At 42.2% G+C, this 17,694-nt stretch carries 14 protein-coding genes; 10 read left to right on the forward strand and 4 right to left on the reverse strand.

Going from position 1 to position 17,694, the window contains the following annotated elements; all coding sequences use genetic code 11:
* Positions 1 to 65: 65 nt before the first annotated feature.
* The 3 genes from csaA (at position 66) to R0K30_RS03365 (ending at position 3,957) form a co-directional block, all read left to right on the forward strand.
* A complete protein-coding gene (gene csaA, locus R0K30_RS03355; RefSeq protein WP_099727872.1) occupies positions 66 to 398 on the forward strand; it encodes a chaperone CsaA in 333 nt (110 codons plus the stop codon).
* A gap of 535 nt (positions 399 to 933) precedes the next feature.
* Positions 934 to 2,325: an MFS transporter gene (locus tag R0K30_RS03360; protein WP_410609111.1), complete on the forward strand. Its 1,392-nt coding sequence runs from the start codon at positions 934 to 936 to the stop codon at positions 2,323 to 2,325.
* 24 nt (positions 2,326 to 2,349) lie between these two features.
* Positions 2,350 to 3,957 carry a glycoside hydrolase family 43 protein gene (locus R0K30_RS03365; protein WP_410609113.1) on the forward strand — a complete coding sequence of 536 codons (1,608 nt, stop codon included), beginning with the start codon at positions 2,350 to 2,352 and terminating at the stop codon, positions 3,955 to 3,957.
* A gap of 47 nt (positions 3,958 to 4,004) precedes the next feature.
* On the opposite strand, the gene xylR is transcribed toward R0K30_RS03365, so the two are convergent.
* On the reverse strand, positions 4,005 to 5,165 hold the full coding sequence (xylR, locus tag R0K30_RS03370; RefSeq protein ID WP_249705522.1) for a transcriptional repressor XylR: 1,161 nt from the start codon (positions 5,163 to 5,165) through the stop codon (positions 4,005 to 4,007).
* A 212-nt stretch (positions 5,166 to 5,377) separates the two neighbouring features.
* On the opposite strand from xylR, the gene xylA reads away from it, so the two are divergent.
* The 3 genes from xylA to R0K30_RS03385 all read left to right on the forward strand — a co-directional run bounded on the left by xylA (position 5,378) and on the right by R0K30_RS03385 (position 9,026).
* Positions 5,378 to 6,715, forward strand: coding sequence for a xylose isomerase (gene xylA, locus R0K30_RS03375; RefSeq protein ID WP_099727868.1), 1,338 nt, complete (start codon positions 5,378 to 5,380; stop codon positions 6,713 to 6,715).
* A 35-nt stretch (positions 6,716 to 6,750) separates the two neighbouring features.
* Entirely contained in the window at positions 6,751 to 8,250 is a 1,500-nt protein-coding gene (gene xylB / locus R0K30_RS03380; protein WP_099727867.1) for a xylulokinase, read from the forward strand.
* Between the two features lie 89 nt (positions 8,251 to 8,339).
* Entirely contained in the window at positions 8,340 to 9,026 is a 687-nt protein-coding gene (locus R0K30_RS03385; protein ID WP_230030264.1) for a glycoside hydrolase family 11 protein, read from the forward strand.
* 50 nt (positions 9,027 to 9,076) lie between these two features.
* Here R0K30_RS03385 and R0K30_RS03390 read toward each other — a convergent pair whose 3' ends face one another.
* A complete protein-coding gene (locus R0K30_RS03390) occupies positions 9,077 to 11,119 on the reverse strand; it encodes a molybdopterin oxidoreductase family protein (protein WP_099727865.1) in 2,043 nt (680 codons plus the stop codon).
* A gap of 131 nt (positions 11,120 to 11,250) precedes the next feature.
* Positions 11,251 to 12,447, reverse strand: a complete 1,197-nt coding sequence (locus tag R0K30_RS03395) for a cytochrome P450 (protein WP_099727864.1) — start codon at positions 12,445 to 12,447, stop codon at positions 11,251 to 11,253.
* A 471-nt stretch (positions 12,448 to 12,918) separates the two neighbouring features.
* On the opposite strand from R0K30_RS03395, the gene proC reads away from it, so the two are divergent.
* Genes proC through R0K30_RS03410 form a run of 3 tightly spaced genes read left to right on the forward strand, consistent with a single transcriptional unit; the run spans position 12,919 to position 16,149 of the window.
* Positions 12,919 to 13,716, forward strand: coding sequence for a pyrroline-5-carboxylate reductase (proC, locus tag R0K30_RS03400; protein WP_230030262.1), 798 nt, complete (start codon positions 12,919 to 12,921; stop codon positions 13,714 to 13,716).
* Positions 13,717 to 13,743: 27 nt separating this feature from the next.
* Positions 13,744 to 14,862: a glutamate 5-kinase gene (gene proB, locus R0K30_RS03405; RefSeq protein WP_099727862.1), complete on the forward strand. Its 1,119-nt coding sequence runs from the start codon at positions 13,744 to 13,746 to the stop codon at positions 14,860 to 14,862.
* Between the two features lie 18 nt (positions 14,863 to 14,880).
* The gene (locus R0K30_RS03410; protein ID WP_256498680.1) at positions 14,881 to 16,149 is read left to right on the forward strand and encodes a glutamate-5-semialdehyde dehydrogenase; all 1,269 of its coding nucleotides are present in this window, start codon (positions 14,881 to 14,883) and stop codon (positions 16,147 to 16,149) included.
* A gap of 62 nt (positions 16,150 to 16,211) precedes the next feature.
* Here R0K30_RS03410 and R0K30_RS03415 read toward each other — a convergent pair whose 3' ends face one another.
* Positions 16,212 to 16,781, reverse strand: a complete 570-nt coding sequence (locus R0K30_RS03415; protein WP_099727860.1) for a GNAT family N-acetyltransferase — start codon at positions 16,779 to 16,781, stop codon at positions 16,212 to 16,214.
* Between the two features lie 88 nt (positions 16,782 to 16,869).
* On the opposite strand from R0K30_RS03415, the gene R0K30_RS03420 reads away from it, so the two are divergent.
* The gene (locus R0K30_RS03420) at positions 16,870 to 17,691 is read left to right on the forward strand and encodes a MerR family transcriptional regulator (protein WP_256498679.1); all 822 of its coding nucleotides are present in this window, start codon (positions 16,870 to 16,872) and stop codon (positions 17,689 to 17,691) included.
* Positions 17,692 to 17,694: the final 3 nt, after the last annotated feature.

The raw sequence follows: 17,694 nt of genomic DNA on the forward strand, positions 1-17,694 counted from the left end.
CTAGCGGTCATCTAGCAGATGAGGAATTGAGTGCTTGTACCTTTAAAGGAAGAGGAGAGATTCATATGGCAGATATTGAACAGTTTTTAGCGTTAGATATGCGTGTTGGGACAATAATAGAAGCAGAATTTTTTGCAGAAGCCAGAGTACCTGCACTGAAACTAAAGATTGATTTTGGTGCCGAAATTGGTCTAAAGCAATCTAGTGCACAGCTGACAAAACGTTATACCGCTGAAAATCTGATCGGCAAACAAATCGTGGCAGTCGTCAATTTCCCGCCAAGAAGAATTGCAGGATTCAAATCAGAAGTGCTTGTCTTAGGAGGCATGCCGTCGAAAGAAGACGTTGTCTTGCTTGCCACAGATGAGCCGGTTGAAAATGGGACGAAAATAGGATAAGAAAAAAGACATCTTCAATAGAAGATGTCTTTTGCGTATTGAGGCGGAATAACCACACGCCACATTCGTGTGTGTCTCAAAGAGACATGTTACCCGACTTACACAATTCAGCTCATCGCTTGATTAATATAGCATGGGATGAGCTTGAATGCAACCATTAAATATTTTCTCTCTTCATTTGTCGTCATTTTAGAGGATATTGAACCTCATATGAAAGAAATAATGACAAGATATCGATTATTTGGATTATTTTTTCAAAAAATATTGAAAAGTCAGATCAGATTTTATAAAATGAATTCAACTTAGTTTGTTTAATCAATAAACTAAGATAAAGATCACCAGTTTATCCGTTCACTAAAGGGGATGATTCCATCATTCAAATGATTGACTGTGTATGTGGGCTAAGCTGAATGATTGAGAGATTCAGCTTCATTTTTGCAACGAATTGAAAGCGCTTTATATTTTATGCATTGATTGCTGCTGCCCTGCACCATCTGTTCTTTAGAAGAGGCTAAGTAAAGAAGGGAGAAAGCTCATGGTTAGTGAGAATTTAAAGAAGATTCGTATGTCTGAAAAAGTGGGATATGCTTCAGGAGATTTCGCATGTAATTTAATTTATGCAACTGTCTCTACGTATCTATTATTTTTTTATACAGATGTATATGGTTTATCAGCGGCAGCAGCAGGGACGATGTTTTTGGTTGTTCGCGCCATCGATGCGCTTGCAGATCCTTTTATTGGGGCAATGGTTGATCGAACGAACAGCCGTTTTGGCCGGTTCAGACCTTACTTGTTATTCGGTGCGTTTCCCTTTGTGGTACTCGCAATCCTTTGCTTTACGACACCTGACTTTTCCGCTATGGGCAAACTTATTTATGCCTACATCACGTATGTCGGTTTATCGCTTACATACACGTTCATCAACGTTCCTTATGGGGCTTTAACATCCGCAATGACAAGAAATAACCAAGAGGTTGTCAGCATTACGTCTGTTCGTATGGTTTTTGCAAATCTCGGCGGTTTGGTTGTTGCTTTTTTTGTTCCTTTTCTTGCGACTTTATTAGGCGATACAACTGGAAATACAGCACTTGGCTGGCAGATGACGATGGCATTTCTCGGCGTTCTTGGCGGCGCATTACTTATTTTCTGTTTTAAAAGCACAAATGAACGCGTCACGCTTCAAAGGCCTGAGGAAAAGATTAAATTCAGCGATATCTTTGTCCAGTTACGAGTGAATCGTCCGCTTGTTGTGTTAAGTATTTTCTTTATCATTATTTTTGGCGTGAACTCGATCAGCAACTCAGTAGGGATTTATTATGTGACATATAACCTTGGCAGAGAAGATTTAGTGAAGTGGTACGGACTCATTGGCAGCCTGCCAGCTTTAATGGTGCTGCCGTTTATTCCGCGGCTACACAAGCTGCTAGGAAAGAAAAAACTGCTGAATTATTCATTATTGCTGAATATCGTAGGTCTTCTTGCTCTACTTGTGATACCGCCGAGTCAAATTGTTCTGATTCTTATTTTCAGACTCGTCGCTGCTGCTGGGAGTATTACAGCAGGTGCTTATATGTGGGCGCTCATTCCTGAAACGGTTGAATATGGCGAATATAAAACAGGGAAAAGGATGGGCTGGCTCATCTACGCAGTGATTGGATTCTTCTTTAAATTTGGCATGGCATTAGGCGGGATCGTTCCAGGTCTTGTACTCGATCGGTTTGGCTATGTAGCGAACCAAATGCAAACACCAGAAGCATTACTTGGCATTTTAATCACTACAACGGTTATTCCTGTATGCTTACTGATTTTAGCGATGATTGATATTAATTTTTATAACCTGGATGAAGAAAAACATCAAAAAGTCGTGAGGGAGCTAGAGAATAGGGATCAGGTGTATGTCGATCATATTGACGATTTTAAAATGTAAATCATTGAAAGAGGAGGGAGATCAATGAAGATTACCAACCCAGTGCTAAAAGGGTTTAACCCGGACCCGAGTATTTGCCGTGTAGGAGACGATTATTACATTGCAGTCTCTACATTTGAATGGTTTCCAGGGGTTCAAATTTATCATTCGAAGGATCTTGTCCATTGGCGGCTCGCCGCGCGCCCTTTGCAAAAAACATCTCAACTAGACATGAAAGGAAATCCCGATTCAGGAGGGGTATGGGCACCGTGCTTAAGCTATGCCGATGGCCAGTTTTGGCTCATCTATTCAGATATTAAAGTAGTGGATGGCCCGTTTAAGGATGGTCATAATTATTTGGTCACGGCAAGCGAAGTCGATGGCGAGTGGAGCGAACCGATTCGGCTCAATAGCTCTGGATTTGATCCATCTTTATTCCATGATCAAAACGGGAAGAAATACGTATTAAATATGCTGTGGGATCATAGAGAAAAGCACCATTCCTTTGCAGGTATTGCCTTGCAGGAATACAGTGTGCCTGAAAAGAAACTGATCGGTCAGAGGAAGATCATTTTTAAAGGCACGTCTATTAAACTGACAGAAGCCCCGCATCTTTATCACTTTGGTGATTACTATTATTTATTAACGGCAGAAGGGGGCACTCGGTACGAGCATGCGGCCACGATTGCCCGGTCCTCGCATATTGAAGGGCCTTATGAGGTTCATCCTGATAACCCGATCTTAAGTGCTTTCCATGAGCCTAGCCATCCGCTTCAAAAATGCGGGCATGCCTCAATTGTTCATACGCATACAAATGAATGGTACTTGGCTCATCTCACGGGCCGTCCGATTCAATCAAATAAGGAATCTATTTTTCAACAAAGAGGTTGGTGTCCTTTAGGAAGAGAGACAGCGATTCAAAAGCTCGAATGGAAAGATGGCTGGCCTTATGTGGTAGGCGGAAAAGAAGGAGCAATGGAAGTTGAAGCGCCAGCAATAAGTGAAAAAGTCTTCTCTCCAACGCACCATACAGTCGATGAATTTAAAGAATCGGCGTTAAATAGACATTTCCAAACATTAAGAATCCCTTTTACTGATCAGATAGGTTCATTGACGGAGAACCCTCATCATTTAAGGCTATACGGTCAGGAGTCTCTTACGTCTAAATTTACCCAAGCGTTTGTTGCAAGGCGCTGGCAAAGCTTTTATTTTGAAGCTGAGACAGCTGTTTCATTCTTTCCAAAAAATTTTCAGCAAGCCGCTGGTCTTGTGAATTATTATAATACGGAAAACTGGACAGCGCTTCAGGTAACATATGACGAGGAGCTTGGCCGTATCCTTGAATTATCCGTCTGCGAAAATCTGACCTTTTCTCAGCCGTTGACAAATAAAGTCGTCATTCCAGACGAGGTCACGTATGTGTATTTAAAAGTGACCGTTCAGAAAGAGACGTACAAATATTCTTATTCTTTTGACCAGCAAGAGTGGGAGGAGATTGATGTGCCGTTTGAATCAAGCCATTTATCCGATGATTTCATTCGCGGAGGGGGATTTTTTACAGGGGCATTTGTCGGCATGCAGTGCCAAGATACAAGCGGCGAGCATCTGCCAGCTGATTTCAATTATTTTCGCTATGAGGAAACAGGTGAATAAAAAAAAGACAACGCTCTAAAAGCTGTCTCTTTTTATCAGTTAGCGGTTCATTGGGAAAGGGTAGCATCATGCAGGAAAGCTTCAGTGACAAGAGATGTCATCCCTAACGCCGGTGCGTTGTGCCCTAATGATGAAGGGAGCAGCTCAACACGTGAACTGAATTGTGCATTCATTCTAGAGGATACCTCATCTTGAATGACACTCAGAACCGTTGGCTGTGATTCAATGACCTTATTTCGTAAAATAACGGCTTGCGGGTTAAAGGTGTGCAGGACGTTTGTGAGACCCAAGCCAAGATAAAAGCCAAAGTTGCGCAAGGCATTGAGTGTTTTCATATCATTTAACTTTGCCAGCTGTTCAATGTCTTGATAGGATACGTGCTGGCCATTTGTTTGAAGTGACTGAAACAATGCTTTCTCAGATGCATACAGCTCCCAGCATCCACGGTTTCCACAGCTGCATGTTGGTCCATTAAAGTCGATCGTCATATGTCCCATTTCACCAGAAAAACCGTATGCGCCTCTATATAAATGATGATTGAGAATGATACCGATTCCAATTCCAGTGCCGATACTTGCATAAATCAGGTGGTCATAGTGTTTAGCGGCACCAAAGATTTTTTCGCCATATGCACCGGCATTTGCTTCATTTTCAATGAAGACGGGTACTTGGAAGGTATCTTGGAGCGTTGTTTTCAGGTCAACATTTTTCCATTTTGAATGAGGTGTAAACACGATTTGTTCATCTGCATCCACTAACCCAGGTATACAAAGGCCAATGCCAATAAGTCCGTATGGGGAAGAGGGGATTTGTGCGATCAACTGATGAATCAATTCAATTAATATGCGTATGGTTACATCAGGAGAGCTTGATGGGAGCTTGAGCTGCTCTTCATGGATAATAGACCCTTCAAGGTCTGTTAAAATGCCGTTTACATAATCAACACCGACATCAATGCCAATTGAGTATCCTGCGCGTTTATTAAACATGAGTAAAACAGGTCTTCTCCCGCCGCTAGATTCACCTTGGCCGATTTCATAGACGAGATGTTCTTTCATTAACGTACTCACTTGAGATGAAACAGTCGATTTATTTAAACCAGTGCGTTCAGATAATTTCGCTCTAGAGATTGGCGCATGATGGAGGATTTCTTTTAGCAATAGCTTTTGATTTATTTTTTTCACAAAGTTCTGATCAGCGATATTCACGTTATCCACTCCATTTGTTTCGTCTTTAGATTAAGTTGAAAAAAGGTGCTTTTTTACGAATGTATTTCATGAGAAGTATGATTTTAACTTTATTATAACGAAAATATTTCTAAAAAACTAAAAAATATGGAAAATTCAAAGAGATTTGATGACAAATTCATAATTAGTTTGTTGGGTGAACTTACAAAGTGTATTCATAGGAGGAATGAAGAATGGTCAAATCAAATATGAAATCCTTACGCAGTTTAGAGGCGGTTGGCAAAATTCAATATGAAGGAAAACAATCAAAAAACCCACTTGCTTTTAAATATTATGATCCGAACGAAATGATTGGTGGAAAAACAATGAAAGACCACCTGCGTTTCTCAGTCGCTTATTGGCACACATTGACTGCTGATGGAACAGACATGTTTGGAACGGGCACCATGCAGAGAGCCTGGGACTCCTATAGCGGAATGGATTTGGCGAAAGTTAGATTAGAAGTGGCTTTTCAGCTTTTTGACCTATTGGAGGTTCCGTATTTTTCATTCCATGACCGTGATATTGCACCAGAGGGAGACACGCTTCAAGAGACGAACCAACAGTTAGACATCATTTTAGAAAGGATGAAAGATTACATGCAGCAAAGCGGGGTGAAGCTGCTGTGGAACACTGCCAACATGTTCAAGCATCCCCGGTTTGTACATGGCGCTGCTACATCTTGTCATGCAGATGTATTTGCCTATGCGGCTGCGCAAGTCAAGAAAGGAATTGAAACCGCAAAAGAACTCGGTGCAGAAAATTACGTTTTCTGGGGAGGACGAGAAGGTTACGACACACTGCTGAATACAGATATGAAAAGAGAGCTTGACCACATGGCGACCTTTTTGCACATGGCTGTTGATTATGCAAAAGAAATTGGGTACACCGGTCAATTTTTAATTGAGCCAAAGCCAAAGGAGCCGACAACCCATCAATATGACTCAGATGCAGCGACATCTATCGCCTTTTTAAAGCAATACGGATTAGATTCACATTTTAAATTAAATATCGAGGCCAATCATGCAACGCTAGCTGGTCATACATTTGAACATGAATTACGTGTAGCAAGAATTCATGGACTGCTCGGCTCTGTTGATGCGAACCAAGGCAATTCGCTTCTAGGCTGGGACACTGATGAATTCCCAACCGATTTATATGCCACAACACTGGCCATGTATGAAATTCTGCAAAATGGTGGACTTGGAACTGGGGGTCTCAATTTTGATGCAAAGGTCAGAAGAGCCTCCTTTGAACTTGAAGATATTTTGTATGCCCATATTGCGGGAATGGATGCGTTCGCAAAAGGGCTGCGGGTGGCTCATAGACTCATCGAAGATCGTGTGTTTGAAGATGTAATCAAGCACCGGTACCGCAGCTTTTCTGAAGGAATTGGACGCGACATTTCAGAAGGGAAAGCAAACTTTCATACATTAGAAGAATATGCTTTGACGCATCCTTTCATCAGAAACGAATCGGGAAGAGAGGAACAGCTGAAAGCACGATTGAATCAATACTTGTTAGAAGATTAATTGAATAGGCGGACCTGTTTTGAAGGAGTGAAAACATGAAGTATGTGATGGGAATTGATCTTGGAACGAGCGGAGTCAAAGCGATATTAGTAGATGAGAGCGGAAAGGTGTGCTGCGAAGCTTCTAAGCCTTACCGCCTCATACAAGATAAACCTGGATATTGTGAGCAGCATCCTGAGGATTGGGTAGAGCAGACGATTGCCGCAATGAGAGAACTCATGGCGAGGCAGCCTGCTCATTCAAGGCGAGTAGAAGGGATCAGCTTTTCTGGACAGATGCATGGTTTAGTTTTATTAGATGAATCACGCCAAGTGCTCCGCCCCGCAATCTTGTGGAATGATACAAGAACGACAGAGCAATGTACACGCATCACAAAAAAGCTAGGGGACCGGCTGCAAAAGATCACTAAAAACCAGGCGTTAGAAGGATTCACACTGCCAAAATTATTATGGGTAAAGGAGCATGAACCAGATATTGATCAACAAATAGACATGTTTTTACTTCCAAAAGATTATGTCAGATTTCGATTAACCGGCGCTATTCATATTGATTATTCCGATGCGGCTGGCACTTTACTGTTAGATATCGGAGAACAGACGTGGAGTAAGGAGATTTGTCAGGCATTTGATATTCCTCCTCATGTTTGCCCGCCGCTTGTCTTATCAGAGGCGGAGGTCGGTACACTTTTGCCTCAAGTTGCACGGGAGACTGGGATCAAAGAAGGTGTGAAAGTCTTTGCAGGGGGAGCAGATAATGCGTGCGGGGCAATCGGTGCTGGCATTTTGTCATCCGGTCACACGTTATGCAGCATTGGCACATCCGGTGTCATTCTCTCCTACGAAGAGGACCATGAAAGAGAGCTGCAAGGAAACTTGCATTTGTTTCATCATGCAAAAAAAGACGCTTTTTATACAATGGGTGTCACTCTTTCAGCAGGATATAGCCTTGAATGGACAAAATCCTTACTGGCTCCAGAAAAATCGTTCCAAGCGCTGTTAGAGGGTGTGGCTGATGTAGCGCCAGGAGCGAATGGATTGCTCTTTACCCCTTATTTAGTTGGGGAAAGAACGCCATATGCGGATTCAATCATTCGCGGAAGCTTGATTGGATTAGACAGCAGGCATGAAAGGGCGCATATGGTCAGAGCTGTGCTAGAGGGGATCACCTTCTCGTTAAATGAATCAATTGCTTTATTCCGGCAGGCAGGAAAAAGAATAGAGTCTATTGTGTCCATTGGCGGCGGTGCGAGAAGTCAAACATGGCTTCAAATGCAGGCAGATATTTTTCAGGCGGAGGTCATCCAGTTAGAAAATGAACAAGGGCCCGCTTTAGGTGCAGCGATGCTTGCAGCGGTTGGCGGCGGATGGTATCCATCACTTGAAGCATGCGCTGATCAGTTTATTCATCAAGCGGCCTTATATGAGCCAAATCAGCAGCGTGTTGATGTCTATGCCCATCTATTTCGTTTGTATCAAAGCATTTATACAAAAACAAGAGACATACAGGTCGGTTTAAAGCAGTATCGTTCCATCTAGCAGAGAGTCTTTACATGAAAGGAGGTGATGGGCTCGTTTCATCTTAGGGATGACAGAACAATAAGGATGAAAAAAGGGAGGAATAAAGAATGAATTTCAAAAGATTGAGGCTATTGTTTGTGATGTGCATTGGACTGACGCTTATACTGACTGCTGTACCAGCTCATGCAATGACGATTACCAATAATCAAATGGGTAACCATAGTGGCTACGATTATGAATTATGGAAGGATTATGGAAATACATCGATGACGCTTAATAATGGCGGGGCATTTAGCGCGCAATGGAACAATATCGGAAATGCTTTGTTCCGAAAAGGAAAGAAGTTTGATTCCACTAAAACTCATCATCAGCTTGGCAACATCTCCATCAATTACAACGCAAGCTTTAACCCAGGCGGAAATTCGTATTTATGTGTCTATGGCTGGACACAATCTCCACTAGCTGAATACTACATTGTTGATTCATGGGGCACGTATCGTCCAACAGGAACACATAAAGGAACATTTACTGTAGATGGAGGCACATATGACATTTATGAAACAACCCGTGTCAATCAGCCTTCCATTATTGGGATTGCGACCTTCAAGCAATATTGGAGTGTACGTCAAACAAAACGTACAAGCGGGACTGTATCCGTCAGTCAGCATTTTAAAAAATGGGAAAGCTTAGGGATGCCAATGGGAAAAATGTATGAAACAGCATTAACTGTAGAAGGCTACCGAAGCAATGGAAGTGCGAATGTGATGACCAATCAACTGTTTATTGGACGATAAAAAAGATCATAATGAAAAGCCAGCAGTCTCATTGCTGGCTTTTCCCCTTTCTATGATAATTTTTCAACCTCGACTCTGCCGGAAAAGAACGTGGCACCGCCGCCCATATCTGCCAAACGATCAGGTGTTAATCCATTGACCAAATGCTTTTTGCCTTTTTGATCCGCCCATAATCCTTGACTGACCACAACGCCAGATAATACATTGTGACCGACTGAAACGACAAGCTCACATTCTCCCCGATCATTCAGCACACGCACCATGTCACCATCTTCAATCTTTCTCTCTTTTGCATCTTGTTCATTCATATGAAGCTTCGGAAATTTCTCAAGCTTTTGGTGCTTTTCATGAAGTGAGAAGGTGGAATTAAGAAAATTATGGTTCGGCCCCGGTATAAAGGTAAGCGGATAATCACTTTCCTGATAAAGGGGTACATAGGTTGGAAGTGCTGGATATCCGTCTTGCTTCATTTGTTCAGAGTAAAGCTCAATTTTCCCGCTTGGGGTAGGAAGCTTTAAGTCCTGGAAAGCCCCTCGTTTTGCTTTGATCCACGTTTTCTCTTTTAATGCTTCATATGAAATGTCTTCATAATGCGGGTTTTCCGGGTGATGAAGGGCTTGTTCCATGAGTTCCGCATCTGTCTCGCGGAAGGCGTCATCTTCAAAGCCCATGGCATGAGCCAAAAGGCGAAATACTTCAGTGTTGGATTTGCTTTCTCCATAGCGTTCAATGACCGGCTCTTGAATTTGAATATAATGATGCCAGTACGATGTATAGAAATCCTCGTTTTCAAAGGCAGATGTCGCCGGCAGAATAATGTCTGCATATGCGGCTGTCTCTGTAAGGAACAAGTCATGAACAACTGTAAATAAGTCCTCTCTCAGCAAACCTTCTCTTACTTTATTTGCTTCAGGTGTTACGACGGCTGGGTTGCAAGAGTAGACGAAAAGTGAATCTACGGAAGGCTTTGCATTCGTCAGCACACTGCCCAGCTGATTCATATTAAATGTTCTAGGCGAGCGTTCCTTTAATAGATCCGGCCGCTGAAGAGCTGTTTCATTATAGCTGAGAAAAGAAGAGTTCGATTTCATCGCACCGCCGCCTTTGTGCAGCCATTGACCAGTCAGGGCAGGGAGGCAGGCGATGGTTCGAATACTCATCCCGCCATTATCATGATGCTGCAAACCATTGCCAATGCGAATTAGAGATGGTGATGTCTCTGCATACATTCTTGCAAGTGCGATGATATCGTTTTTAGGGACACCCGTGATATGCTCAACAGTTTCTGGATCATACTGCTTCACATGCTCGCGAAGCTCCTTGTGGCCGACCGTGTATGTCTCTAAAAATGAAGCATCTGTACGCTCCTCTTCAAAAAGGACATGCATGATGCCAAGGGCAAGCGCACTGTCAGTACCAGGTCGAAGCGGGATGAACCAATCTGCCATCCGGCCGGTTTGATTTTTGTGAACATCAATGACAACAATCTTTGCCCCTTGCTTTCGAGCTTTTTGAGCCAAGGTAATTTGGTGCATATTGGTCGACACAGCATTGATGCCCCAAAAGATAAATAGTTTTGTATGAATGGTGTCTTCTGGATCTGTCCCAATGCTTGCGCCCATTGTATATTTATAGCCAGTCGTTCCAGCTGACTGACAGATGGTTCGATCCAACTGACTTGAACCAAGACGATAGAAAAAGCGGCGGTCCATTCCCTCTGCATTAAGATTGCCCATGTTTCCATAGAAGCTGTAAGGTAAAATACTTTCTGCACCTTTTTCTTCGATCAGCTTTGTCCATTTTTGCCGAATGGTTTCAATGGCTTCTTCCCACGTAATAGGCGCAAACTGACCGTCTCCTTTTCGGCCAACACGTTTTAAAGGAGTCGTCAGTCGTTTTTCATCATATAAGCGGGCTGTGACATTTCGCACTTTGTTGCATATGTTTCCTTGTGTCACAGGATGATCTGGATCTCCCTGAACTTTCACGATCTTCCCGTTTTCTTTATGTATTAAAAGACCGCACTGATCCGGGCAATCTAACGAACAAACTGATTTGAATATTCCGTCTTTCATTGCTGTATAATCGGTCATGAGTTTTTGGCTTCCTTTCTGCATTCCGTTATCGCTTTGTATGGACTATATTTTAGCATGTTCGGAGATGGAAGGTAAGAAAGAGATGATGAATTGAAGAAAATGAAAAAAAGCCCCCCTAAAAGGGACTTTTAACATCGGGTAACCTGTACTGGGAATTCTTTTACCCCAAAAACAAACGTGCTTTGAATTGGGTTTAGCCTATCTGCTGCACAGGTGATCTCCTGAAACGTATGGAGTAAAATATCAAGCGCAATATTACACTCAAGCCGGGCAAGAGGTGCACCAAGACAAAAGTGAATACCAAAACCAAAGCTCATATGAGGGTTTGATTTCCGGTCAAGGCGGAACGTATCAGGATCTTCGAATTTCCGTTCATCACGATTCGCAGAAGCAACCCAGCTGATGAGGTAGTCTCCTTTTTCAATACGTGAGCCTGCGATCTCAACATCCTCTGCTGCAATTCGCCCAATTGCTTGAACAGGCGGATAATAGCGTAATGTTTCCTCTGTTAATTGAGGAATAAGAGAAGGATCTTGCCGCACTGATTCGGCGATATGAGGCTGCTCTGTAAGCAGTCGTACTGCATTTGTGATTAAATTGGTCGTTGTCTCATTGCCAGCAACGAGTAATAGAATACAAAAGCCAAGTAGTTCATTTTCCGTTAAACGCTCACCATCAATTTCCGCTTGAATGAGAAGAGAGATCAAATCATCAGCAGGTGTTTCTTTTCGTTTTTGGATCAAATGAGCAAAATAAACGGACAGCTCTTCTTCTGCGCGTTTCTGCATGTCTACAACCGCCTGAATGGCTTCTTCTGATTCATCCTTAGCCCCTGCCACAAGAGCATCAGAATGTTTCTTAATCAGCTCTCTGTCTTTTACCTCTGCACCGAGTAGCTCAGCGATGATCATTACAGGCAGGGGAGCTGCTAGATCTTGAACCATATCAAATGTACGTTGATCCTTGACTTGTTTTAATAGATCATGTGTCAGGTCTTTGATCTTTTCTTCTAATTGCTTGATCGCTTTTGGCGTGAATGCTTTATTCACGAGGGCTCTCATCTTTGTATGTTTTGGAGGGTCCATTGTTAAAATACTCGTTTTAGACGTGCTTCTTCCTCGCTGTGATGAGAACACTTTTGGCTGCCTCAGAACGGACTGGATATCAGCATATCGAAAGAGATCCCAGCACTTTCTAGTCTCATCGTATCTAATATCACCCTGCGCACGTAAATCATTGTAAATAGGGAACGGGAAAAGAAGGTCATCAGTGGATCGGATTTCTTTCATTGGAATGACATTGACGTAGTTTTCTTTCACTTTCATTATGAACGCTCCTTTTTCACTTGATTTCCCCTACACGGTATCACCAGTACAATTGCATTTCAACGGACATGTTTTCTAAAATATGTCAATAGTCTAATCGAAATATTCAAGCACATTCATCGTATAGGAAAATAGAAAGTCATCAAAAATGATAGCGTTTTCTAAAAAATAGAATTGAAGTCACCGAAACCAAAAGTAAAATGGTGAATTCAGTCGAACGAAAGGGTACTATGAATCAAATCCATATAGTTCTTTTGATCTAAATTGCTGATTTGAAAAAACACGGTTAACATACATACAGCAAGCTGTTCACCATGCATTCGGGACTTTTGAAAAGCGCCGGCTCTTTCTTGACACGATTTCTCATCATGTTACGATAACTAACGTGGGAAAAACACGAACAAAAAGCGAACGAGGGAGAGGATCAATATCATTGATCAAAAGAAAGTTGCTTTCATTGGAGCAGGTTCTATGGCGGAAGGAATGATTGCAGGTATTGTGCGATCAGGACAGCTGCCGCTCAACCATATTTACGCAACAAACAGAAAAAGTCAAGTTCGATTGAATGAACTAACGAAACGATACGGGATTCAAACAGCCGCAATGGACTCATTTCCTTTTGAAGAAATGGACATCTTGATCCTGGCAATGAAGCCAAAGGATGCTGAAACAGCACTTGAATCATTAAAACCTCATATTCAGCCAGATCAGCTCATCTTGTCTGTACTTGCAGGTGTTAAGCAATCGTATATTGAAGGCATGCTGCATGGGGGTCAGCCCGTCATGAGGGTGATGCCAAATACGTCAAGTACGATTGGGGCGTCAGCGACCGCTCTATCTGCTGGACGTTATGTGAAAAAAGAACATGTGAGCATGAGTCAGGCCCTTTTATCTGAAATGGGAGAAGTCTATACCATTCAGGAAGAGCAAATGGATATTTTCACAGGAATTGCCGGAAGCGGGCCAGCCTATTTTTATTTCTTAATGGAAAGAATTGAAGAAGCAGGAGAAGAAGCAGGTTTATCAAAGGAAATGTCTCGCCAAATCGGTGCACAGACACTTCTCGGTGCAGCGAAAATGCTTCAAGAAACAGCTGAAAATCCTTCTGTCCTAAGAGAAAAAATCACGTCACCGAATGGAACAACTGCTGCAGGACTGAATGCATTAGACGATTTTGGCGGGGGAGAAGCAATCAAGCAGGCCGTCAAACATGCCGCCAATCGATCAAAAGAGATAAGTGAACAGCAAAAACAAAAAGTAACGATATAAATAGAGCCTCAATACAGGAGTGATAAGGTGTACGCAGATAAAGAGAGAAAACGAATTGTTGTGAAAATCGGAAGCAGCTCTCTTACTAGCTTTCAAGGTGAGATTAGTATAAAAAAACTAGAAAACCTCGTCAATCAAATTGTGAAACTGAAAGATGAAGGACACGAAGTCATTTTGGTTTCATCAGGTGCGGTTGCAGCTGGTTACCGAAAACTAGGATTTATCGATAGACCCAAAACACTGCCAGAAAAGCAGGCATCTGCCTCAATTGGGCAAGGGCTTTTAATGGAATCATATTCCACTTTATTTTTATCGCACGGTTATATTGCCTCACAGCTTCTCATTACAAGAAGTGATTTTTCAGATGAAACGCGCTATCAAAATGTGCGAAACACCATGAATGTGTTATTAGATAGAGGCATCATCCCGATTATCAATGAAAATGATACAGTGACGATCAATCGGCTGAGGTTCGGAGATAATGATACATTGTCTGCAAAAGTAGCTGGACTAATTGATGCGGATTTCCTTGCCATTTTATCTGATATTGATGGCTTGTATGAAGATAACCCGCATACAAACCCAAATGCGAAGAGAATTCTCGAAGTCACAGAAATCACTGAAGACATCGAAGCAGCTGCTGGAGATGCAGGAAGCAGCGTTGGAACAGGCGGAATGAAATCGAAGCTCGACGCCTTTAAAATTTCAATGGCCGCAGGCATCAATGGCTTTCTAGGAAAAGCGGATACGCCGCACATTTTAGACAAAGCGATCAATGGCACAGAGGACGGCACTTATTTTACAGCTGATGAAAATTTAGCGCCGCTGAATTATAAGAAGCAGTGGATCGCATTTCATTCTGGACCAAAAGGCGAGATCGTTGTTCAAGAGAAATCACAGGAGCACCTCATGCACCGTGAGAAAAGCCTTGATTCTGATGGCATAGTAGATGTGAAGGGTTCGTTTAAAAAAGGCGATGTCGTCCGTATTTTAGATCAAGATAGAGGAGAAATAGGACTTGGCATTGTGAATTATACGTCTGACGAACTCGCGCTAAACAGTGGCTTGTTACAAGATGAAGTTGTTCATGTCGTCGATCTTGAAGCATTTGTTTGTCATTTAGATTTATCTATACCAGTTTGCTAACCAAAAGGGAGGAATTTCATGACACTGACAGCTGAAGTTGTCACATCGGTCAAAGAAAAAGCGAAAAAAGCAAAGCACGCATCAAAAAAACTAGGTTTACTTCAAACAGAGGAAAAGAATGAGGCGCTGCTTAAAATAGCTGAAGCGTTAGAAAAGCAAAGCACCTTCATTTTACAGGAGAATCAAAAGGATTTAGACGCAGGAAAAGAAAAGGGCTTCTCTGAGGCATTGATGGATCGATTAATGTTAAATGAGGAGAGAATTCATGAGTTTGCTGAAAGTTTGCGGCTTGTGACGAGATTAACAGATCCTGTTGGAGAAATATTGGATGAATGGACTCTTGAAAACGGCTTACATGTGAAAAGCCGAAGAGTACCGCTCGGCGTGATCGGTATGATCTATGAAGCGAGACCGAATGTCACTGTCGATGCAGCAGGACTTGCCTTGAAGGCGGGTAATTCAGTGATTTTAAAAGGCGGTTCCTCCGCTATTTCTTCCAACAAAGCCATCGTCAGCGTCATTCATGAAGCATTAGATCATACAAAGATCCCTCGTGATGCGGTCCAATTTATTGAACAAACAGACCGTTCATCTGTTCAAGCGATGTTTCATCTAAAGGAATGGATCGATGTGTTAATTCCAAGAGGCGGGGCTTCTTTAATCAAAACAGTTGTTGAAGAATCAACCATCCCAGTCCTTGAAACAGGAACAGGGAACTGCCATGTTTTTATTGATCAAACAGCGAATATCGATAAGGCCATTGAGATTGTTATCAATGCGAAAACGAATCGTCCAGCTGTGTGTAATGCACTTGAGACACTAATCATTCATCGTGATTGGCTGAAAGAGAATGGCGCAGCATTGAATGAAGCACTGCTTCACCATCAAGTCACTGTACATGGCGATCAGGAAGCACAATTTTACTTTTCAAATGCGGTTTCTGCTGAGGAAGTGGATTGGACAGATGAGTATTTAAGTCTTGATCTTGCGGTAAAAGTAGTCGATTCAATTGAGGAAGCGATTGACCATATTGACCAGTACGGCACAAAACATTCAGAAGCCATCGTGACAGAAGATGAAAAAAATGCACTGACGTTTCTAAACGAAGTCGATGCGGCTGCAGTTTATCATAACGCATCCACCCGCTTTACAGACGGCGGCGCACTTGGATATGGGGCTGAAATAGGCATCTCCACTCAAAAGCTGCACGCAAGAGGGCCAATGGGGCTTCCTGCGCTTACAACAACTAAGCTGCTTCTGTCTGGTGATGGTCAGATTAGAAGCTGAGAATAAATGTTAAAAACACTACCTTCTTCATGGGGTAGTGTTTTTTAATAAGTTCAATACTTTCATTCGTTTGAACAGTCTTTCTTCATGACTTTCTCAAATTTAAAGAACTCAAATGTCTCAGGTGCTAACGAGTCATTTTCTTTATCACTGGTATGAGGAAAGTTCGGGTCTGGATGATGTAAGTGATAAAACTCTACAATTTGAAACCCGCATTTATTGACATAAAAATGAATGTTCCGCTTTTCAAAATAAGGAGTCACAACCTCCCATACTTTGGTTTCTGGATATTGAGCCTCAATAGCTTTCCATGCAGCCTGACCAATGCCGCGGCTGTGTGATGATGAAGAGATGTAAAGTAAGTCAACCGAATTGTGATCTGTTTGTGGGTTGATTTTTAATACAACGCCTCCAGCCTTTTCACCATTTAGCAAAATATGATAAACAAGGGCCCCGGCCGCATGAAAGGATTCATCAATTGCTTCATCTGGAGGAATCGGTCCACCTTGTGCATCGCCAAATGCCTCGATCACGCCAGCTGTAAAAGCCTCCTGTAATTCTTTTTTCATAGAAGGGAAATCCTCTTTATTTGCAAGTGATAATGTGACTTGATGTCGAGATGTTTTGTTCATTTTTATATCCTTTCTCCACGTATGTGGTGTTGCTACATGTTATGATAAAGGATGGAGTAACTCCATAGTCAAGAGAGGAGACATGCAGATGATCAATGATGTGCAAAAAACATTTTTCACTGGGGAATTTGCAAAGTTATTCGATGTGAAGAAAGATACGCTGCTTTATTATGATAAAATCGATTTGTTTAAGCCGGCTGGGGTCCATGAAAATGGGTACCGTTACTATACTCTCGAGCAATTTGATCAATTCATTGCCATTCAGTCCCTTCGAGCTGTTCAATTTCCTATTAAAGAATTAAAACAATACTTCACAGAGCCTTCCCGGGACAGACTTCAAAGCCTTGCGACCGAACAAGTTGAAAAGGTCAAGCAGGAGATTGAAAAACTTCAGGATATCCAGTCTTTTCTTTTGCGCGTGATTGAGACGACGAATGAATTATCATCTGTGAAGACAGGGGAGGTCTTGTTTCAAGAACTGCCAGAAGAACCGGTCATACTAAGTGCATCACATCCGATTGATTTGAACACGCCCGTAGAAGAAATATCTCGAATTGTAGGAGAATTTCTAAAGGAAATTGGCATTAAAGGCGCTGCGGCGAATGGTTCCGTTTTAAAAAAGGAGCAGTTTCTTCATCGTCACTTTCATCAGTCAGATGTGCTGTTTTGCCGAATGGAAGGACCAGGTGCAGTCCAAAAACCTGCCGGCCTCTATGCGGTCATGTATGATCAAGGAACATATGAAGAGCTCGAATCAGCCTATTCACGTCTGTTAGCTGACATCGAGAAAGAGGACATGGTGCTGGATGGAGATGTATTTGAGGAATATTTGCTTCATTCGCTCATGTCTAAAAATGAAGCAGAGTATATGACAAAACTCAGTGTAAAAGTGAAAAAACGAGCAGATTAAGAA

Origin of the sequence: Bacillus sp. SIMBA_154, from assembly GCF_046536015.1 — a bacterium.
GTDB lineage: Bacteria > Bacillota > Bacilli > Bacillales > Bacillaceae > Bacillus > Bacillus pumilus_P.